The 19,494-nt window shown below is 69.8% G+C and carries 19 protein-coding genes; 2 read left to right on the forward strand and 17 right to left on the reverse strand.

Translation table 11 applies throughout. From position 1 onward, the window contains the following. Nucleotides 1–16: 16 nt before the first annotated feature. Genes C1M51_RS06625 through C1M51_RS06640 form a run of 4 tightly spaced genes read right to left on the reverse strand, consistent with a single transcriptional unit; the run spans nucleotide 17 to nucleotide 2,308 of the window. Entirely contained in the window at nucleotides 17–673 is a 657-nt protein-coding gene (locus C1M51_RS06625; protein ID WP_129448772.1) for a 2-hydroxychromene-2-carboxylate isomerase, read from the reverse strand. Next, nucleotides 670–894 (reverse strand): DUF1289 domain-containing protein, encoded by a 225-nt coding sequence (locus C1M51_RS06630; protein WP_129448773.1) that lies wholly within the window; start codon nucleotides 892–894, stop codon nucleotides 670–672. The genes C1M51_RS06625 and C1M51_RS06630 overlap by 4 nt, the downstream gene beginning before the upstream one ends. Further along, entirely contained in the window at nucleotides 891–1,388 is a 498-nt protein-coding gene (locus C1M51_RS06635) for a YbaK/EbsC family protein (protein ID WP_129448774.1), read from the reverse strand. Before C1M51_RS06635 ends, C1M51_RS06630 begins: the two co-directional genes overlap by 4 nt. After that, nucleotides 1,385–2,308, reverse strand: coding sequence for a hydroxymethylglutaryl-CoA lyase (locus C1M51_RS06640; RefSeq protein WP_129448775.1), 924 nt, complete (start codon nucleotides 2,306–2,308; stop codon nucleotides 1,385–1,387). The genes C1M51_RS06635 and C1M51_RS06640 overlap by 4 nt, the downstream gene beginning before the upstream one ends. Before the next feature lie 145 nt (nucleotides 2,309–2,453). Between C1M51_RS06640 and C1M51_RS06645 the strand changes: the two genes are divergently transcribed. Then, nucleotides 2,454–2,897, forward strand: coding sequence for a hypothetical protein (locus C1M51_RS06645; RefSeq protein WP_129448776.1), 444 nt, complete (start codon nucleotides 2,454–2,456; stop codon nucleotides 2,895–2,897). Nucleotides 2,898–2,913: 16 nt separating this feature from the next. Here the strand turns inward: C1M51_RS06645 and C1M51_RS06650 are convergent, their stop codons facing one another. From C1M51_RS06650 to C1M51_RS06670, 5 genes are read right to left on the reverse strand one after another with little or no spacing between them, the layout of a single operon-like run. After that, nucleotides 2,914–4,932, reverse strand: a complete 2,019-nt coding sequence (locus C1M51_RS06650; RefSeq protein ID WP_129448777.1) for an acetyl/propionyl/methylcrotonyl-CoA carboxylase subunit alpha — start codon at nucleotides 4,930–4,932, stop codon at nucleotides 2,914–2,916. Beyond that, a complete protein-coding gene (locus tag C1M51_RS06655; protein WP_207207808.1) occupies nucleotides 4,932–5,576 on the reverse strand; it encodes a DUF4126 domain-containing protein in 645 nt (214 codons plus the stop codon). Before C1M51_RS06655 ends, C1M51_RS06650 begins: the two co-directional genes overlap by 1 nt. 10 nt (nucleotides 5,577–5,586) lie before the next feature. Next, nucleotides 5,587–6,378 carry an enoyl-CoA hydratase/isomerase family protein gene (locus tag C1M51_RS06660; protein WP_129448778.1) on the reverse strand — a complete coding sequence of 264 codons (792 nt, stop codon included), beginning with the start codon at nucleotides 6,376–6,378 and terminating at the stop codon, nucleotides 5,587–5,589. Nucleotides 6,379–6,418: 40 nt separating this feature from the next. Next, nucleotides 6,419–8,041 (reverse strand): carboxyl transferase domain-containing protein, encoded by a 1,623-nt coding sequence (locus tag C1M51_RS06665; RefSeq protein WP_129448779.1) that lies wholly within the window; start codon nucleotides 8,039–8,041, stop codon nucleotides 6,419–6,421. 25 nt (nucleotides 8,042–8,066) lie between these two features. After that, on the reverse strand, nucleotides 8,067–9,242 hold the full coding sequence (locus tag C1M51_RS06670) for an isovaleryl-CoA dehydrogenase (RefSeq protein WP_129448780.1): 1,176 nt from the start codon (nucleotides 9,240–9,242) through the stop codon (nucleotides 8,067–8,069). Between the two features lie 232 nt (nucleotides 9,243–9,474). On the opposite strand from C1M51_RS06670, the gene C1M51_RS06675 reads away from it, so the two are divergent. Further along, nucleotides 9,475–10,191, forward strand: a complete 717-nt coding sequence (locus C1M51_RS06675; protein ID WP_129448781.1) for a TetR/AcrR family transcriptional regulator — start codon at nucleotides 9,475–9,477, stop codon at nucleotides 10,189–10,191. Nucleotides 10,192–10,194: 3 nt separating this feature from the next. Here C1M51_RS06675 and C1M51_RS06680 read toward each other — a convergent pair whose 3' ends face one another. From C1M51_RS06680 to can, 8 genes are all read right to left on the reverse strand, one after another. After that, the gene (locus C1M51_RS06680) at nucleotides 10,195–10,803 is read right to left on the reverse strand and encodes a 2-hydroxychromene-2-carboxylate isomerase (RefSeq protein ID WP_129448782.1); all 609 of its coding nucleotides are present in this window, start codon (nucleotides 10,801–10,803) and stop codon (nucleotides 10,195–10,197) included. A 40-nt stretch (nucleotides 10,804–10,843) separates the two neighbouring features. Continuing rightward, nucleotides 10,844–12,868: a TRAP transporter large permease subunit gene (locus C1M51_RS06685; RefSeq protein WP_129448783.1), complete on the reverse strand. Its 2,025-nt coding sequence runs from the start codon at nucleotides 12,866–12,868 to the stop codon at nucleotides 10,844–10,846. Next, nucleotides 12,865–13,485, reverse strand: coding sequence for a TRAP transporter small permease subunit (locus C1M51_RS06690; RefSeq protein WP_129448784.1), 621 nt, complete (start codon nucleotides 13,483–13,485; stop codon nucleotides 12,865–12,867). Before C1M51_RS06690 ends, C1M51_RS06685 begins: the two co-directional genes overlap by 4 nt. 86 nt (nucleotides 13,486–13,571) lie before the next feature. After that, complete coding sequence (locus C1M51_RS06695; RefSeq protein WP_129448785.1) at nucleotides 13,572–14,690, reverse strand: TRAP transporter substrate-binding protein; 1,119 nt, start codon at nucleotides 14,688–14,690, stop codon at nucleotides 13,572–13,574. Between the two features lie 170 nt (nucleotides 14,691–14,860). Continuing rightward, entirely contained in the window at nucleotides 14,861–15,511 is a 651-nt protein-coding gene (locus tag C1M51_RS06700) for a LysE family translocator (RefSeq protein ID WP_207207809.1), read from the reverse strand. Continuing rightward, nucleotides 15,508–16,698, reverse strand: coding sequence for an acetyl-CoA C-acyltransferase (locus C1M51_RS06705; RefSeq protein WP_129448786.1), 1,191 nt, complete (start codon nucleotides 16,696–16,698; stop codon nucleotides 15,508–15,510). Before C1M51_RS06705 ends, C1M51_RS06700 begins: the two co-directional genes overlap by 4 nt. A 145-nt stretch (nucleotides 16,699–16,843) precedes the next feature. After that, nucleotides 16,844–18,700 (reverse strand): bifunctional isocitrate dehydrogenase kinase/phosphatase, encoded by a 1,857-nt coding sequence (aceK, locus tag C1M51_RS06710; protein WP_129448787.1) that lies wholly within the window; start codon nucleotides 18,698–18,700, stop codon nucleotides 16,844–16,846. Beyond that, complete coding sequence (gene can / locus C1M51_RS06715) at nucleotides 18,700–19,371, reverse strand: carbonate dehydratase (RefSeq protein ID WP_129448788.1); 672 nt, start codon at nucleotides 19,369–19,371, stop codon at nucleotides 18,700–18,702. The genes aceK and can overlap by 1 nt, the downstream gene beginning before the upstream one ends. Between the last annotated feature and the right edge of the window lie 123 nt (nucleotides 19,372–19,494).

Raw genomic sequence — 19,494 nt, forward strand, 5'->3', positions numbered from 1 at the left:
ATCGGTCTGGGTAGTTTCACCGGGGCCGCTGAACCCCGGCCTCCACGGCGACCGCCGCACTCCAGCGTTGGTCGAAACCCTCGGCGCCGCGCAGGCCATCGGCCACCATGTCCAGGGCATCGAAGCCCCAGAACAGGCGAGGCGCAGCCGCATCGGCCCGGTGCACCTCGAGCGTCGGCACGCCGAAGATGCCGCGCGCGATGGCGGCATCGGTGTTGGCGCGAAGTTCCTGCTTCACGGCGTCGGAGCGCGGGTCGCGCGCCGGCTGCAGCCGCGCCTCGAGGCCAGCGAGCCGCCGGGGCTCGTCGGCCTCCGCGCCACCGGTCCACACATGGCGCAGCACCGCCTCGCACTGATGGCGGTTCGCCAGCCCACCCCGCCCGCAGGCGACCAGCAGGCGCAGCAAGGGCAGCGGGTTGAACGGATGGACCGCCGGCATCTGCAGGTCGATCCCGTGGCGGTGCGCCAGCCAGACGACCTGCCGGTAGGTCCAGTCGCGCTTCGGGCCGATCTCGGCCGGGCCGAGCTGGCCCCAGTGCTTCAGCAGGCCGGCGAACAACACCGGTCGGTAGTCGACCACGTAGCTGCAGCCTTCGAGTGCCTGCGGCAGGCGCTCGAAGGCCAGATGGGCGTAGGGCGAGATCGGATCGAACCAGAAGGTGATCGGCGTCATCCTGCGGACTCCTCCGGCTTGCGCCGCATGTCGAGCTGCAGCCAGACGGCACGCTTGCCGGCATCGTCGAGGCGCGACCAGGCGGCGATCTCGTCGATCGTCCGGTAGCAGCCCTCGCACCAGCCACTGGCCGCATCGATGCGGCAGATGTCGATGCACGGCGAGGCGACCGGCGCCACGTCGTCGTCGATCGTCGTCGGGCGGCCGTGCGTCGGGCTCATGACTGCACCACGTCGGCCACCGGCGCGGCCGTCAGCTGTTCCAGCGCCTGCGGGCTCAGCGCGAACACACCGTTCGGATGGCCGGCCGCCGCCCACACCTCGGCGAAGCGGAACAGCTCGCGGTCGATCAGCGTGACGCAGGGCGAGGCATGGCCGATCGGCGACACGCCGCCGATCGAGTAGCCGGTGCGCGCCTTCACGAAGTCGGCGTCAGCGCGGCCGACCGCACCCACCAGCGCAGCCACCTTCTTCTCGTCGACGCGCCGGTCGCCCGACGTGACGACCAGCACCGCCACGTCGTCGGCGCGACGCCGGAAGATCACGCTCTTGGCAATCTGGCCGAGCGCAATGCCCAGCGCGTCGGCGGCCTCCTGCGAGGTGCGGGCGGCCACGTCCAGCCAGCGCGGCGCGTGCGCATGGCCGCGCTCGGCCAGCAGTTGCGTGACGCGGCGGAAGCCCTCGGGCCGCTGGGCCAGCGATGCGTCTTCGCTCATGCCGGCACACCGCGCTTCGCCAGCAGCGCGTTCGCCACGCGCGATACCGGCTTGCGACCCAGCACGCCGGAAATGAAGGTCGCCGTGTCCACCAGGGCGTCGAGATCGATGCCGGTCTCGATGCCCAGCCCGTGCAACAGGAACACCACGTCCTCGGTCGCGACATTGCCGGTCGCGCCCTTCGCGTAGGGGCAGCCGCCGAGACCGGCCACGCTCGCATCGAAGCTGTGAACGCCGAGTTCGAGACAGGCGTAGATGTTCGCCAGCGCCTGGCCGTAGGTGTCGTGGAAATGGCCGCTCACCTCGGCGAGCGGGTAGTGCTTCAGCGCACGCTCCATCGCCGCCTGCACGCGCCGCGGCGTGCCGACGCCGATGGTGTCGGCCACGCCGACATGCTGCACGCCGATGCCCTGCATCAGACGCACCACCTGCTCGACGCGGTCGGGCGACACCTCGCCTTCGTAGGGGCAGGCCAGCGCGCAGGAGATCGCTCCGCGCACCTTGATGCCGGCCTCGCGCGCCGCGGCGACCACCGGCGCGAAGCGATCGATCGATTCGGCGATGCTGCAGTTGATGTTCTTCTGGCTGAAGGCCTCGCTCGCGGCACCGAACACGACGACCTCGTCGGGCCATCCGTCGCGTGCCGGCCGCAGCGCCGCCTCGAGCCCCTTCGGGTTGGGCACCAGCACGCTGTAGCGCACGCCGGCCCGGCGGCGCAGACCCGCCATGACCTGCGCGTTGTCGGCCATCTGCGGCACCCATTTCGGGCTGACGAAGCTCGTGACCTCGATCTCGCGCAATCCGGCGGACTGCAGCCGATGCACCAATTCGATCTTGTGCTCTGCAGCGACCGGCTGCTTCTCGTTCTGCAGACCGTCCCGTGGACCGACGTCGACCAGCGTCACCCGGCTCGGCAACATGTGTGGTTCCTCACAAACATCTGACAGCGCATTTCGGTGCGCCGAAGTGCCCCCCGTGAACGGGCGGACAGCTCTCCCCATTGTGCGGGATGGGCGTGACGACACCGGTCACGCACCATGCGCTCAACTTCCGGGGCTCGCTGCGATGTCCACCACCTTCACCCGCCTTCAGCTCGCCACCCGCATCCATTTCACGCTGCTGCGCACGCTGGGCGAAGGCATCGACGTGGCCCGCATGCTGCGTCAGCGCCACTACGCCGAAGAGGTGGCGAGCGTGTGCCGCAGCCTCAGCGACTACGCGCTGCATGAACTGGCCGATCGCTTCGAGGACGCCACCGCCGCCGAAGACATCAAGATCCACATGGAAGTCGCCGCGCGCGAAGCACGCGCCGCGCTGGCGCAGATCCCGCGCCGTGCACCGGTCGCGCAGCAGGAACTCGCGTGGTCGCAGGACACCAGCGGGTTCGGCCTGAGCCGCCCCCTCCAAGCCCTGGACACCACGTTGCCCGCGCCGGCGCGCGGCAGCCGCTTCTCGCCGTCGAACTGGCCGGGCATCGGCCGCGATCGGCAGGACAGCGCCGCTCCCTGACGCCGCGCCGACCGGCTCACGCGGCAGCGGCCGCCGCCGGCTCGAAATCCAGCAGTGCCTCGCCTTCGGCGACCTGTTCGCCGGCGGCGAAGCGCAGGCCCTTGACGACACCGTCGCTGGGCGCATTCAAGGTGTGCTCCATCTTCATCGCCTCCATCACGGCCAGGGCCTGGCCGCGCCGGACGCGATCACCCGCCCCCACCAGGAAGCCCACCACCTTGCCGGGCATCGGTGCCGTCAGGCGTCCCCCTTCGGCGGCGGCGTCGCCGGCGTGGGCGAGCACGTCCACTTCACGGACCCAGGCCGACCCGTCGGGCGTGAACAGCGCGACGTTCTCGCCGACCGCATAGGCCGACAGGACCAGCCGGCGTTCGCCGAGCAGCACGTCATGGCGATCACCACCGAGCGGCCGCGCCTCGAAGGCATGTACCGTCGCGTCGACCTGCAACTGCATCGCACCGTCTCGCGTGCGTTGCAGCGAGGCGCGCAGGTGTGCACCGGCGTGGTCGATCTCGAAGCGGCGCAGCGCGCTGCCGTGCAGGCGCCAGCCATCGCGGCGTGACCACGGGTCGGCGTCTTCGCCGGCACGCTCCTGCGCGAGGGCGTGCGCGACGACCCCCGCGGCGACCAGCGCGGGCGCCAGCGCGGGCGCATCGAACAGCCCTGAACGCTCGCGCTCGATCAGTCCGGTGTCGAGGTCGGCCCCGGCGAACGACGGGCTGTTGACCACGCGGCGTAGGAAGGCCACGTTGTGCTGCGGCCCGACCAGATGGGTGTGCGCCAGCGCCCGGTCCATGCGCGCGAGCGCCTGTTCGCGGTCACGGCCCCAGACGATGAGCTTCGCGACCATCGAGTCGTAGTACGGCGTGATCGCATCGCCTTCGCCCACGCCGGCGTCGATCCGCACCGCCGCCGGCTCGGCGCCGGTGGCACGCTCGAAGGACACATGCGCCGGCCAGCGCAGCACGTGCAGGCGGCCGGTGGACGGCAGGAAGTCGGCATCGGGGTTCTCGGCGCAGAGGCGCGCCTCGATCGCATGGCCACGGATCTGCAGTTCGTGCTGCTGCAGTGGCAGGGGCTCGCCGGCCGCGACGCGCAGCTGCCACTCGACGAGGTCGAGCCCGGTGATCGCCTCGGTCACCGGATGCTCGACCTGCAGCCGCGTGTTCATCTCCATGAAATAGAAGCGGCCGTCGGGCTCGGCGATGAACTCCACCGTGCCGGCACCGACGTAGCCGACCGCCTTCGCGGCTGCCACCGCCGCCTCGCCCATCGCGCGGCGGCGCTCCTCGGTCATGCCGGGCGCCGGGGCCTCCTCGAGCAGCTTCTGGTGGCGGCGCTGCACCGAGCAGTCCCGCTCGAACAGGTAGACGCAGTGGCCATGGGTATCGCCGAACACCTGGATCTCGATGTGCCGCGGCTTCTGCAGGTAGCGCTCGACCAGCACGGCATCGTCGCCGAAGCTGCCGAGGGCCTCGCGGCGGCAGGAGGCGAGGGCCGCATCGAAGGCCGCATCGTCCGACACCACGCGCATGCCCTTGCCGCCGCCGCCGGCGCTGGCCTTGATCAGCACCGGGTAACCGATGCGCGCGGCCTCGCGCCGCAGCAGCGCCGGGTCCTGGTCGGCGCCGTGGTAGCCGGGCACGAGCGGCACGCAGGCCGCTTCCATCAGGCGCTTGGACTCGGCCTTCAGGCCCATGGCGCGGATGGCCGCCGGCGTGGGGCCGATGAAGACGATGCCGGCCGCGGCGCAGGCCTCGGCGAAGCCGTCGTTCTCGCTGAGGAAGCCGTAGCCCGGATGCACCGCCTGCGCGCCGGTGGCGATGGCCGCCTCGAGGATGCGGTCGGCGCGCAGGTAGCTGTCGCGCGGCGCGGCGCCGCCGATGCGGACCGCCTCGTCGCAGGCCTTGACATGCCGCGCGTTCGCGTCGGCATCGGAGTACACGGCAACCGTCGCGATGCCCAGCCGGCGCGCGCTCGTGGCCACGCGGCAGGCGATCTCCCCGCGGTTGGCGATCAGGATCTTCTTGAACATCATCTGGACTCCGTCGCCGTGGCCGACGCCGCACCGAGCAGCATCTTCAGCCGGGCCCACAGCCGCGCCAGGAACTTCGACAGCACCCACACGAGGACCAGCATGCCGACGAAGGCCGCGGCCACGCCGGCGATCGCCAGCACCGGGTGTTCGAACGCGAGCCACAGCATCGACGGCACCGCCAGATCACCGAGCAGCGACATGCCGATGTTGGAGAACGGCTCGGGCGAGGTGTTGACCGCGGCGCGCGTGGTCGCCTTGGCAACGTGGCTGGTCGCAGCCAGCGTGCCACCCAGCAGGGCCGCCAGCGCTGCGGCGGTGGCATGGTCGGCGCCGAACACCGAGGCGGCCAGCGCCGCGCCGGCCGGGATGCGGACCGCGGTGTGGACCAGGTCCCACAACGAGTCGAGCCCGGGGATCTTGTCGGCGAAGAACTCGACGAACAGCATGAAGCCGCTGCCCGCCAGCATCAGCGGGTGCTGCAGCAGTTGCAGGCCTGGCGGCAGCTGCACCCAGCCGGCATAGCCGACCAGCCCGGTGATGGCCAACACCGCGTAGAGCCGCAGGCCGCTGGCCCAGCCCAGCGCCGCCGCCAGCGCGACCAGGTGGGTGGTGTCGAGCGAGTTCACTGCCGGCAGTTCCATCGTCGCTCCTTCACGCCTGCCAGCGCGGACGGCGCTTGCCGAGAAAGGCCTGCACGCCCTCGCGGCCGTCGTCCGAGGCGCGCGCATCGGCAATGAACTCCACGGTGCGCGCGATCAGGGCGGCATCGAGCGGCGCCCCGGCGATCTCGTGCAGCAGGCGCTTGCAGGTGGCCAGCGCCTGCGGGCTGGCGGCGAGCAGCGCGTCGACGAGGGCCTGCACCGCCGCGTCCAGCGCCTCGGCCGGCGCGACCTCGTGCAGCAGGCCCGTGCGCTGCGCGGTGGTGGCATCGAAGCGCTCCGCGGTGAGCATGTAGCGCTGCGCGGCACGCGTGCCCATCGCGCGGACCACGTAGGGTCCGATCGTCGCCGGCACCAGCCCGAGCTTCACCTCGCTGAGGCAGAACTGCGCCGTGTCGGCCGCGACCGCGAGGTCGCAGGCCGCCACCAGGCCCACGCCGCCGGCGTAGGCATCGCCCTGCACGCGCGCGATGGTCGGCTTGCGGCAGCCGGCCAGGCTGCGCAGCATCTCGGCCAGGCCGGCCGCATCGTCGCGGTTCTGCGCGCGCGTGTAGTCCGCCATGCGGCGCATCCAGTGCAGGTCGGCGCCGGCGCAGAAGGCCGGGCCCTCGGCGGCCAGCACCACCACGCGCACGCTGTCGTCGGCGTCGAGCGCGCGGAAGGCCTGGGTCAGCGCCGCGATCGCCTCGTCGTTGAAGGCGTTGCGCACGTCGGAACGGCACAGCGTCACCTGCGCCACCGCGGCGGCCGGTCGGCTCAGGCGGACGGTCGTGTCGGCGCTCATGCGGCGTGACCCTGGCGGTGCGGCATCGCGGCGCCCTCCATCACATGCGGAACACGCCGAACTTCGCGTCGGGGATCGGCGCGTTCAGGCTGGCGCTCAGGCCCAGCGCAAGCACGCGCCGCGTGTCGGCGGGGTCGATGACGCCATCGTCCCACAGCCGGGCGCTGGCGTAGTAGGGGTGACCCTGGGTCTCGTACTGCGCGAGCAGCGGTGCCTTGAAGGCCGCCTCGTCCTCGGCCGACCAGTGGCTCCCCTTGGCCTCGATGCCGTCGCGCTTCACGGTGGCCAGCACGCTGGCGGCCTGCTCGCCGCCCATCACCGAGATGCGCGCGTTGGGCCACATCCACAGGAAGCGCGGCGAGTAGGCGCGGCCGCACATGCCGTAGTTGCCGGCGCCGAAGCTGCCGCCGATGATGACGGTGAACTTGGGCACGTTGGCGCAGGCCACCGCGGTGACCATCTTGGCGCCGGCGCGCGCGATGCCTTCGTTCTCGACCTTGCGGCCGACCATGAAGCCGGTGATGTTCTGCAGGAACACCAGCGGGATCTTGCGCTGGCAGCACAGCTCGATGAAATGCGCGCCCTTGTTGGCGCTCTCGGAGAACAGGATGCCGTTGTTCGCGACGATGCCGACCGGCAGGCCCTCGATGTGCGCGAAGCCGGTCACCAGCGTGGCGCCATAGCGCGCCTTGAACTCGTCGAACTCGCTGCCGTCGACGATGCGGGCGATGACCTCGCGCACGTCGAAGGGCTTGCGCGTGTCGGTCGGGACCACGCCCAGCAGTTCGGCAGCGTCATAGGCCGGTGCCACCGGCTCGCGCCGCAGCGGCGGCTGCGGCTTGCGGTGGTTGAGATGCCCGACGATCTGGCGCGCCAGCGCGAGCGCATGGGTGTCGTTGCGCGCCAGGTGGTCGGCCACGCCCGACAGGCGGGTGTGCACGTCGCCGCCGCCCAGTTCCTCGGTCGTCACCACCTCGCCGGTCGCGGCCTTCACCAGCGGCGGGCCGCCGAGGAAGATCGTGCCCTGATCCTGCACGATGATGGTCTCGTCGCTCATCGCCGGCACGTAGGCGCCGCCGGCGGTGCAGGAGCCCATCACCACGGCGATCTGCGGGATGCCGTCGGCGCTCATCGTCGCCTGGTTGTAGAAGATGCGGCCGAAGTGGTCGCGGTCGGGGAACACCTCGTCCTGGTTCGGCAGGTTGGCGCCGCCGCTGTCGACGAGATAGAGGCAGGGCAGGCGGTTCTGCTGCGCGATTTCCTGCGCGCGCAGGTGCTTCTTCACCGTCAGTGGGTAGTAGGTGCCGCCCTTGACGGTGGCGTCGTTGCACACGATCACGCACTCGACGCCGGCTACCCGGCCGATGCCGGCGATCACCCCGGCGCACGGCGCCGCGTCGCTGCCGTCGGCGTCGCGGTAGACGCCCATCGCGGCCAGCGGGGCGATCTCGAGGAAGGGCGTGTCGGGGTCCAGCAGCAGCTCGACCCGCTCGCGCGGCAGCAGCTTGCCGCGCGCCACGTGCCGCGCCCGCGCGCGCTCGCCGCCGCCCAGCGCGATCTGCGCGAGCTTCGCGTGCAGGTCGTCGACGCCGCGGCGCATCGCCTCGGCATTGGCCTTGAACTCGTCGCTGCGCGGATCGAGGCGGGACACCAGGGTCGACATCGCGGGGCTCCTTCGGCCGGGGAACTCAGGCCGTCTCGGCGAACAGCTCGCGGCCGATCAGCATGCGGCGGATCTCCGAGGTGCCGGCGCCGATCTCGTATAGCTTGGCGTCGCGCCACAGGCGGCCGGCCGGATACTCGTTGATGTAGCCGTTGCCGCCCAGCACCTGGATCGCCTCGCCGGCCATCCAGGTGGCCTTCTCGGCGGCGTAGAGGATGGCGCCGGCGGCGTCCTTGCGCAGCGAACGGCTGTGGTCGGCGCGGTCGCAGGCCTGGCCGACGGCGTAGACGTAGGCGCGGCAGGCCGAGAAGGTGGTGTACATGTCGGCCAGCTTGCCCTGCATCAGCTGGAACTCGCCGATGCTCTGGCCGAACTGCTTGCGGTCGTGCACATAGGGCAGCACCAGGTCCATGCAGGCGGCCATGATGCCCAGCGGCCCGGCCGACAGCACCGCGCGCTCGTAGTCCAGGCCGCTCATCAGCACCTTGACGCCACCGCCCTCCTGGCCCAGCACGTTGTCGAGCGGCACCTCGCAGTCCTCGAAGAACACCGGGTAGGTGTTGGAGCCGCGCATGCCGAGCTTGTCGAGCTTGCTGCCGAAGCTCAGGCCCTTGAAGCCCTTCTCGACGATGAGCGCCGTGACACCCTTGGCGCCCGCCTCCGGCTCGGTCTTGGCGTAGACCACCATCGTGTCGGCGTCGCCGCCGTTGGTGATCCACATCTTGGCGCCGTTCAGCACGTAGCGGTCGCCGCGGCGCTCGGCGCGCAGCTTCATGCTGACCACGTCGGAGCCGGCATTGGGCTCGCTCATCGCCAGCGCGCCGACGTGCTCGCCGGACACCAGCTTCGGCAGGTAGCGGCGCTTCTGCGCTTCGCTGCCGTTGCGGTGCAACTGGTTGATGCAGAGGTTGGAATGCGCGCCGTACGACAACCCCACGGCCGCGGAGGCGCGCGAGATCTCCTCCATCGCCACCATGTGCGCCAGGTAGCCGAGACCGGTGCCGCCGTAGGCCTCGCCCACCGTCATGCCGTGCACGCCCAGGTCGCCGAGCTTGCGCCAGAGATCGGCCGGGAACAGGTTGTCGCGGTCGATGTCGGCCGCGCGCGGTGCGATCTCCTGCTGGGCGAAGTCGCGCACGCTGTCGCGCAGCATGACCAGCGTGTCGCCGAGGTCGATATCGAGGCCGGTGAAGCTGGACATGGCGGTCTCCCGTGGGCTGCAGGTGCTCGGTGCGGCGGCTTGGCGCCGGTCATTCATGAGTTTCACTCAAAATTAACGAACACCGAATGGATCGAACGCGTTCTCGTAGGATCAGCGAACAGTCTAGGGTTTCGTTTGCGGCGAATCAAGCATTAATTGAGCTTTACTCAATATAGCCGATCGCCGACAATCCGGCGTGCCCCCCGCTGCCGTCCCCGCTGTCGCCGCCACGATGAACCGTCCGTCCGCCCTCGCCGCACCGCGCCGCCGCGCGCCGGCCAGCGCCAAGTCAGAGCAGCGCGTGCGCGACATCCTGCGCGTGGGCCGCGAGGTGTTCTCGGAACGCGGCTACGAGCACGCCACCACGACCGAGATCGCGCAGCGCCTGGGCATCTCCGAGGCCACCGTGTTCACCTACTTCCGCGGCAAGCGCGAGCTGTGCACCCGGGTGGTCGGCGACTGGTACGACGAGATCATCGCCGCCATCGAGGCCGGCCTGCCGCGCGAGCGCGACACGCGCGCGCAGCTCGAGTTCTTCGTGCAGACCCACCTGCGGCTGTTCCTGACGCAGGGCACCGGGCTGTGCGCGCTGGTGCTGTCGGAAGGCCGCTCGAAGGGACAGGAGGCGCTGGGCGACGCCTTCGCGCCGCTGCAGCGCCGCTACACCGCGCCGCTGATGGACCTGCTGGCGCGCGGCCAGGCCAGCGGCGAGATCCGCCGCGACGTGCCGCTGCGCCTGCTGCGCACCCTGGTGCTGGGGCCGATGGAGCACCTGCTGTGGGAGGCCGTGCTGCAACAGCGGCCGGTCGACGTGGACGAGACCGCGCGCGGCCTGCTCGCGGTGCTCTACCCGGCCCTGCAGGCGCCGCCGGCCGAGCTGGCCGCATTGCGCCGCCTGCGCGGCGATATCGAGCACGCGCTGCGAGTGGCCGACGGCGCGCCGCGCTGAGGCTCAGAACGGCCCGGTGGCGAGCCAGCGCTCCAGCTGCGCCCGCCGGTCGTTGCCCCAGAACAGCTCGCCGTCGACGATGAAGGACGGCGCGCCGAACACGCCCGCCGCGATCGCAGCGTCGTTCTCGGCCTTCAGCCGCGCCTTCCAGACCGGGTCGCCCCAGGCGGCCTCGGCCGCCTCGGCGTCGAGACCCGCCTCGGCACACAGCGCCTTCAGCGGCGCCGGCGCATCGAGCGCCACGCCGCGCGTGAAGTAGGCGCGCAGCCCGGCATGGGCCCAGGCCGCCGCCCGCGCGGGATCGCGGTCGGCGAGCCACCAGAACACGCGCGCGGCGTTCTGGGTCGGGATCGGGAAGCGTTCGGGCGCCCGGTAGGGCACGCCCTCGAAGCGCGCCGAGCGCTGGAAATCGGCCAGCGCGTACTCGCGCTTGACCGGGTAGGACACCGGGCTCTTCAGCTCGGCCGCCTGGAAGGTGGCGCCCAGCAGGATGGCGTGCCAGCGCACCGTGCGGCCGTGGCGTGCGGCCACCGCCTCGACCCACTCGCTGGCGATGTAGGAGTAGGGCGAGGAGAAGTCGAAATAGAACTCGACCGGGCTCCTCGCGTTCATCGCCGCACCATCGCGGTGTCGCCAGTGCTCGCCGTCACGCTCACTTGTACAGCACCTCCGGCAGCCACAGGCCGATGGCCGGGAACTGGTACAGCAGGATGATCGCGATGATCTGGATGCCCATGAAGGGCAGCATGCCGGCAAAGATCTGATTCAGCGTCACGTGCTTCGGTGCCACGCCCTTCAGGTAGAACGCCGACATCGCCACCGGCGGGCTCAGGAAGGCGGTCTGCAGGTTCAGCGCCACCAGCAGGCCGAAGAACAGCGGGTCGACCCCGAAGTTGTCGAGCAGCGGAATGAAGATGGGCATGAAGATCACGATGATCTCGGTCCACTCCAGCGGCCAGCCGAGGATGAAGATGATGACCTGGCTCAGGACCAGGAACTGGGTCTTGGTGAGGTTCATGCCCAGCACCCAGTTCTCGACCAGCTCCTGGCCGCCCAGCAGCGCGAAGGCGGCCGAGAAGATGGCCGAGCCGACGAACAGCCAGCACACCATCGCGCTGGTCTTGGCGGTGAGGAAGACGCTCTCCTTCACCACCGTGAGGTTGAGCTGGCGGTAGGCCCCGGCGAGCAGGAAGCCGCCGAGCGCACCGACCGCCGCCGCCTCGGTGGGCGTCGCCAGGCCGAAGACGATCGAGCCCAGCACCGCGGTGATCAGCACCAGCAGCGGGAAGAAGCTCGACAGCAGCATCTTGAAGACTTCGAGCCGGTTGAAGCTCAGCAGCGCGTAGTAGGCCAGCATCGCGACAGCCCCCACCGCCAGGCCGATCCAGTAGCCCTGCGGCGCCGGCCGAGTGGTGGCCGCCGCATCGCCCGCGGCCGCCGCGGCGGCGGGCGGCGTGGCCACGGCGGCGGCCGGCTCGGACAGCGCTGTCGCCGGCTCCGCGACGGCCGCACTCGCCGACTCGTCCGCGCTCGCAGGCGGCTCCGACAGGCCGCCGTTGGCGGCCGGCGGCTCCTGCAACCCCCCGGACGTCGGCGGCTCCTGCAGGCCACCGCCCTCGTCGCTCGGCGGGGCCTGCAGGCCTCCGGTGCTTTCCGATTCGGCGGCGCTGCCGGACCCCATGGGCTGCAGTTCGGAGAAATCGTCGACCGGCGCCACGCGGGTCACGGTCTCGTAGCTCCACAGCGACACGGCGGCGAACAGGATCAGCGGCAGCAGCGTGATGAACAGCTGCTGGAGCAGGAAGCCCGTGCTGACGGCCTGGTTGCGCTTGCCCTTCAGCGCGCCCAGCAGCCAGGGCAGCGCGCGGCCCTCGCCGCGCGCGCCGGCGCTCTGCAGCGGCTGCGGCAGCGGCACGAAGCGCTGGGCGGCCGTCAGCGGCGGCATCAGCGCCGGCTTGAGCTTGGCGAGGAGGATGACGTAGAGGATGTACAGGCCCGCCAGCATGATGCCGGGGAAGAAGGCGCCGGCGTACAGCTGCACCACCGACACGCCGGCGGTCGCGCCGTAGACGATCAGCAGCACCGACGGCGGGATCAGGATGCCCAGGCAGCCGCCGGCGGTGATGGCACCGGCCGAAACCCGCACGTCGTAGCCGCCGCGCAGCATCTGCGGCAGCGCCAGCAGGCCCATCAGCGTGACCACCGCACCCACGATGCCGGTCGCGGTGGCGAACACCGCGCAGGTCACCAGCGTGGCGACCGCCAGCGAGCCCGGCACCCGCGCCAGGGACAGGTGCAGGCTGCGGAACAGCTTCTCGATCAGGTTGGCGCGCTCGACCAGGTAGCCCATGAACACGAACAGCGGGATCGAGATGAGCACGTCGTTGCTCATCACCGAGAAGGCGCGCTGCACCATCAGGTCGAGCGTCTGCTTCATCGCGCCGCCGGCCGTCTGCCCGCCGGAGTGGTAGGCGAAGAAGGCGAACAGCATGCCCATGCCCATCAGCGTGAAGGCGGTCGGGAAGCCCAGCATGATGGCCACGACCACCAGCGACAGCATCAGCAGGCCGTAGTGGCCATTGGTCATGGTGTCGACGCTCAGCACCATCGCCACCGCGGCAGCGACGATGATCGCCATCAGCGTGAAGCCGAACCACAGTTCCTTGCGCAGCTTCATGCCTTGCCGCCTTCCTTGACGACGAACTTGTCGAGTGCCTCGATGTCGGCGTCCTTCACGTGCACCATCTCCTTGAGCTTGTCGACGTCGACTTCCTCGACGTCCTCCTCGCGCGATGGCCAGTCGCCTTCACGCAGGCAGATCACGCAGCGCACGATCTCCACCAGGCCCTGCAGCAGCAGCACGCCGCCGGCAAACGGGATCACGAACTTGAACGGGTAGACCGGCAGCGGATCGGCGTTGAAGGTCTGCTCGCGGATGGAGAGCGAATCGTTGAAGTAGAACCAGCCGGCCCAGGTGAGCGCCACGATGCCCGGCAGGAAGAACACGATATAGAGGATCAGGTCGATCGTCGCCTGGGTGCGCGGCCGGAAGAAGCCATAGAGCACGTCGCCGCGCACGTGGCCGGCCTTGCTCAGCGTATAGGCGCCGGCGCACATGAAGAGAGTGCCGTACAGCATGATCTGGGCATCGAGCACCCAGGCATGCGGCTTGTTGAGCACGTAGCGGGAGAACACCTCCCAGCTGATCAACAGGGTCAATCCGACCACCGCCCAGGCAAACAGCTTGCCGATCCAGGTGGAGAAACGATCGACCGCCAGCAGCAGGTTCTGCATCAGGCTTCCTAGAAAAGACGTCCGGACAAACGAGCGGGGGCGCCGCAGAGCGGCGCCCCCGGATGTCGCTCAGATCACTGGGGCGCTCAGGCCTTCTTGGCGCCGAAATAATGGTTGTAGGCCATCTTGAAGTCAACCGTGTAATCGTTCCACCATTGACCGGCGCGCGCGGCGAAGGCCTTCTGCGAGTCGATCACCTTCTGGAACAGCGGGTTCTCGCCGCCCTTCTTGGCGATGATCTTGTCCCAGGCGGCGAGTTGCGCGCGCAGGATCGCGTCGGGCGTCTTGTAGAACTTCACGCCGGCCTTCTTCAGCTCGCCGTAGTCGAGCGAATTGCGGTGCGCGGCCTTCCAGCTCATGTCGGCGCTGGCGGCCTGCACGCCGTAGTCGACGATCGCCTTCAGCTCGGCCGGCAGCGCGTCGAGCTTGCCCTTGTTGAACAGGATCTCGAACTGCTCGCCGCTCTGGTGGAAGCTCTGCAGCATGCAGTTCTTCACCACGTCGGGGAAGCCGAGCAGGCGGTCGGAGCTGGCGTTGTTGAACTCGGCACCGTCGATCAGGCCGCGGTCCAGCGCCGGCACGATCTCGCCGCCCGGCAGCGGGTTCACCGCGGCGCCCATGTCGGTGTACATGTCCACCGCCAGGCCGACGGTGCGGAACTTGGTGCCCTTGATGTCCTCGAGCTTGCCGATCGGCTTCTTGAACCAGCCGAAGGGCTGCGTCGGCATCGGGCCGTACAGGTAGGACACGACGTCCATGTTCAGGCTCTTGTAGATCTCGGCCAGCAGTTCCTTGCCGCCGCCGTAGTTGTGCCAGGCCAGCAGCATGTTGGGGTCCATGCCGAAGGACGGGCCCGAACCCCACAGCGCGAGCGCCGAGTTCTTGCCGTAGTGGTAGGCCACGACGCCGTGACCGCCGTCGAGCGTGCCCTTGTTGACCGCTTCCAGCAGCTGGAAGGCCGGCACCACCGAACCCGCCGGCAGCACCTCGATCTTCAGCCGGCCACCGGCCATGTTGTTGACCTTGGTGGCGAAGTCCTGCGCGTACTCGTGGAAGATGTCCTTGGACGGCCAGGTGCTCTGGAAACGCAGCGAGGTCGTCTGTGCGACCGACACCATCGGGGCGGCCATCGCGGTGGCGCCGACGGCACCGGCGGAAGCCTTCTTGAGGAAACGACGACGTTGCGGGGCGGTCTTCTGGGTCATGGACATCTCCTGATGGGGGCACTAACGACGGGTTCGCGACAGCCAACCCGGGTCTGTTTGAAAGCTTGCCGATGGTAAGGAGCGCCCTCGCGGGCCGCCGCTGTCGTTAACCCCATACGTAGTTCCCGCAACGCGGCCGGCCCCGGACGCGCACTGGAAACAGGCCGCCTTCAGCCCGCGCCGCGGGCGCTCGCGAGACGCGCCGCGAGCAGCAGGAACAGCCCGCCGCCGAGCGCCTGCAGCGCCTGCCGCAGCGCCGGCGCGACGCGGCCCCTCACCCGGTCGGTCAGCAGCGCGACGAGCAGCAGCCAGCTCACGCCGCTCAGGTTGAACAGCAGGCCGAGCAGCAGGAAGGCCGGCAGCGGCCGGCCGGCATGCACGTCGACGAACTGCGGCACGAAGGCCAGAAAGAACAGCCCGACCTTCGGGTTCAGCAGGTTGGTCAGCAACCCGGCCGTGAAGGACTGGCGCAGCGTCGGCATCGGCGCCGCCGTCTCCGACGCCTCGGTCGGGGCGCCAGCCCCGCGCCATGCCGCGCTCAGCATCTGCAGGCCCAGCCAGGCCAGATAGAGGGCGCCGGCCCACTTGAGCGCATCGAAGGCCCAGCGCGACGCGGCCAGCACCGCGGCCACGCCCAGCGCGGCCGCGACCGCGTGGCCCATGCAGCCCAGGCCGACGCCGAAGGCGCCCGCCACGCCATGGCGCCAGCCGCCGCGCGCGCTGCGGCTCATGACGTACAGCGTATCGGCACCGGGCGTGAGGTTGAGCACCAGGCTGGTCAGCATGAACAGCCCGAGGTCGTGGATGCCGAGGCTGCTCAAGGCAGCTCGACCGCCAGTGCCGTGGCCTCGCCGCCGCCGATGCACAGCGCCGCCACGCCACGCCGCAGCCCGCGCCGCCGCAGCGCGCCCAGCAGCGTCACGACGATGCGGGCACCCGACGCACCGATCGGGTGGCCCAGCGCGCAGGCCCCGCCGTGCACGTTGACGCGCTCGTGCGGCAGCTCGAAATCGGTCATCGCCGCCATCGTCACCGCGGCGAAGGCCTCGTTGATCTCCCACAGGTCGACGTCGCGCACCGACCAGCCGGTCTTCTGCAGCACCTTGCGGATCGCGCCGGCCGGCGCGGTGGAGAACCAGGCCGGCGCCTGCGCATGCACCGCCTGCGCGCGCAGCACGGCGATCGGCGCGAGGCCGCGCGCGCGCGCGGTCGACGCCCGCATCAGCACCAGCGCCGCAGCACCGTCGGAGATGCTCGACGAGGTGGCGGCGGTGATCGTGCCGTCCTTGGCGAAGGCCGGCTTCAGCGTCGCGATGCGGTCGAGCCTGGCCTTGAAGGGCTGCTCGTCGCGATCGACCGCCACGTCGCCGGCCCGGCCGGCCAGCGTGACCGGCGCGAGCTCCCAGTCGAAGCCGCCGTCGTTGTGGGCCTCGACCGCACGCTGCGTCGAGGCCACGGCGAAGGCGTCCATCGCCTCGCGCCGGAAGCTGTAGTAGCTGACGCACTGCTCGGCGAACACGCCCATCGACTTGCCGCGCTCGTAGGCGTCCTCCAGGCCGTCGAGCGCCATGTGGTCGTACAGCACCGCCGCGCCGTACTTCAGCCCCTTGCGCACGAAGCTCAGGTGCGGTGCGTTCGTCATGCTCTCCATGCCGCCGGCCACCACCACGTCGGCCGAGCCGGCCGCCAGCATGTCGTGGCCGAACATCAGCGCGCGCATGCCGGAGCCGCACATCTTCGACAGCGTCACCGCGCCGGCCGAGTCCGGCAGGCCGGCCTTGCGCGCCGCCTGGCGGGCCGGTGCCTGGCCCTGGCCCGCCATCAGGCAGTTGCCCATCAGCACCTCGTCGACCGCATCGCCCGGCACACGGGCACGCTCGACCGCCGCGCGGATCGCCACGGCACCCAGCTCCCAGGCCGCCAGCGCCGCCAGGTCGCCGAGCAAGCCGCCGATCGGCGTTCGCGCAGCCGACACGATCACGACCGGATCCGGATCATTCACAGACATGGCAAACCTCCTTCATCGGGACGAAAGGTAATGAGCGTCGTCCGCCACGGCCGTCCCGGGCAGACGCCGCGGATCCGGCTCCGCCGGTCCGCCAGCGTCGCCCCCTCGAGGGGGAGCGGCGCAGCCGCAACGGGGGTGGGCGTCATCAGATGGGGTTGTGGCCCAGTTGCGTGGTCGCCGACGCCGGATGCAGCGACACCGCCTCGGCGTCGAGGCTGCCGAAGCCCAGCCCCAGCGGCCGGCGGAAGCGCTTGTGCGGGTCGTAGGGGAAGACGTCGTGCACGTAGCCGCCGGCGATGCGGTCCTTGCGGCCCTGCCAGAACGCCGGGTCCAGCAGTTCGGCATGGTGCTGCATGAACACCTCGCGCACCGTCGGGTTGCCGAGCAGGAAAGGGCCGAAGGTCTCGGGGAACACGTCCTTGGGACCGACCGAATACCAGATATCGCCCGACATCTCCTCCTCTTCGGTGCGCGGCTCGGGCACCTTGCGGAAGTTGCAGTCGGTCAGGTATTCGATCTCGTCGTAGTCGTAGAACACCACCTTGCCGTGGCGCGTGACGCCGAAGTTCTTCCACAGCATGTCGCCGGGGAAGATGTTGGCCGCCACCAGGTCCTTGATGGCGTTGCCGTACTCGATGACGGCGTGCTTCATCTGCTCGGGCGTGGCCTCCTGCAGGTAGATGTTGAGCGGGATCATGCGTCGCTCGATGTACAGGTGCTTGAGCACCAGGCTGTCGCCCTCCTCCTCCAGCAGGCTGGGGCAGAAGTGACGGATCTCCTCGATCAGCTCGTGCTCGAAGCGCTGGCGCGGGAAGGCCACGTTGCTGTACTCCAGAGAGTCGGCCATGCGGCCCACCCGGTCGTGCGTCTTCACCAGCTGGTACTTGCTCTGGATCAGCTCGCGCGTGGTGTCCTTCTGCGGCGGGTAGAAGTCCTTGATGACCTTGAACACGAACGGGAAGCTCGGCAGGTCGAACACCAGCATCACCATGCCCTTGATGCCAGGCGCGATGCGGAACATGTCGGACGAATGGCGCAGGTGGTAGAGGAAGTCGCGGTAGAACTGGTTCTTGCCCTGCTTCTGCAGGCCCAGCGCGTTGTACAGCTCCCAGCGCGGCTTGCGCGGCATCAGCGAGCGCAGGAACTGCACGTAGGCCGACGGGATCTCCATGTCGACCAGGAAATAGGCGCGCGCGAAGCTGAACAGCAGCAGCAGCTCGTCCTCGCCGAACAGCGCGGTGTCGATGGTCAGCAGTTCGCGCGAGTTGTGCAACACGGGCAACGCGAAGCCGGTCTCGCGGAAGCCGTTGATGACCTTGCCGACGATGTAGGCGCCCTTGTTGCGGAAGAACAGCGAGGCCAGCACCTGGATCTGGAAGTTGGCGCTGAGCTTGACGTCGCCGAACTGGTTGCGAAACGCCTGCAGCACGTAGTCGATGTCGCGCCCCAGGTCCTCGAACTCGCGCTGGAGCTGGTAGTTGTCGACGATGCGCAGCAGCGTCTCGCGCAATCCCTCGGCCGAGCCCGGCCGGCTCGGGTAGTAGGCGCGGTAGGTCGGCAGCGAGTCCGGCTCCTCGTTCTCGATGTACTCGGTGCTGACCGCCGGGCGCACGAAGATGAAGTCGTTGCGGAAGTAGCTGCGGTGCAGGATCTTGGTGGTGACCGAGTTGAAGAAGGTCTCGGCCAGCTCGGGCTGGTGGTGGTTGATCAGCAGGCCGATGTAATACAGCTTCACCTGCTGCCAGGTCTCCTCGGACAGCGAGCTGGCGCGGAACTCGTTCTCCAGCCGCTCCGCGGCCTCGTCGACGCGCAGGTCGTAGAACTCGATGCGCTCGCGCTGCGCGCGTTGCTGGCCGTGCCAGTCGGCCGCCTCGAAGCGCTGCTTGGCCTCGGCGCTGGTCTGGCGGAACAGCTTGTAGTGGCGGTTGAAGCCGTCGAGCAGCGCCTGGGCGATGTCGAAGGCGCGCGGGTCGTTCAGGGTGGTGACGAAGCTGCCCGCCATCAGGCGCCCCCCGGAGCGTCGTAGCGCGCCTTCACCGTGGCGAGCGCCCGCTGGTAGGCGGGGATCACCGCGTCGGCGCTGTCGACCGTCATCGTCAGGTCCTCGAGCAGACCGTTGTGCAGACCGTAGAACCAGCCGTGGATGACGACCTGCTGGCTGCGCTGCCAGGCGTCCTGCACGACGGTGGTGCTGCACAGGTTGAGCGCCTGCTCGACGACGTTGAGCTCGCACAGCGCGTTGACGCGGTCGACCTCGCGCACGCCGTCGAGCCAGGTCTGGTGCTTGTTGCGCACGTCCTGCACGTGGCGCAGCCAGTTGTCGGCCACGCCGACACGGCGGTCGGCCAGCGCCGCGGCCACGCCGCCGCAGCCGGAGTGGCCGACGACGATCAGGTGCTGCACCTTCAGCATGTCGATCGCGAACTGCACGACGGACAGGCAGTTGAGGTCGGAATGCACCACCACGTTGGCGACGTTGCGGTGCACGAACAGCTCGCCGGGCAGCAAGCCGACCAGGTCGTTGGCCGGCACGCGGCTGTCGGCACAGCCGATCCACAGGTATTGCGGCGACTGTTGCTTGAGCAGCCGCGAGAAGAAGCCGGGTTCTCGCACCTCGGTCTGCTTGGCCCACTCGCGGTTGTTGTCGAACAGCTCTTTCAGGTCGGTGGTCATGCTTCAGCTCCTCTTTTGCCACAATTTTACGCAGGCGCCCCCTGACGCGTCGGCGACCGACCGTTCCCGGCGTTTGCGTTAACGTGCCACCGGACTTCACGGCGGCGCGGCGCGCCCGACCTG

The sequence above is a fragment of the Methylibium sp. Pch-M genome, from assembly GCF_004136295.1.
In the GTDB taxonomy this organism is placed as follows: Bacteria; Pseudomonadota; Gammaproteobacteria; order Burkholderiales; family Burkholderiaceae_C; genus Methylibium; species Methylibium petroleiphilum.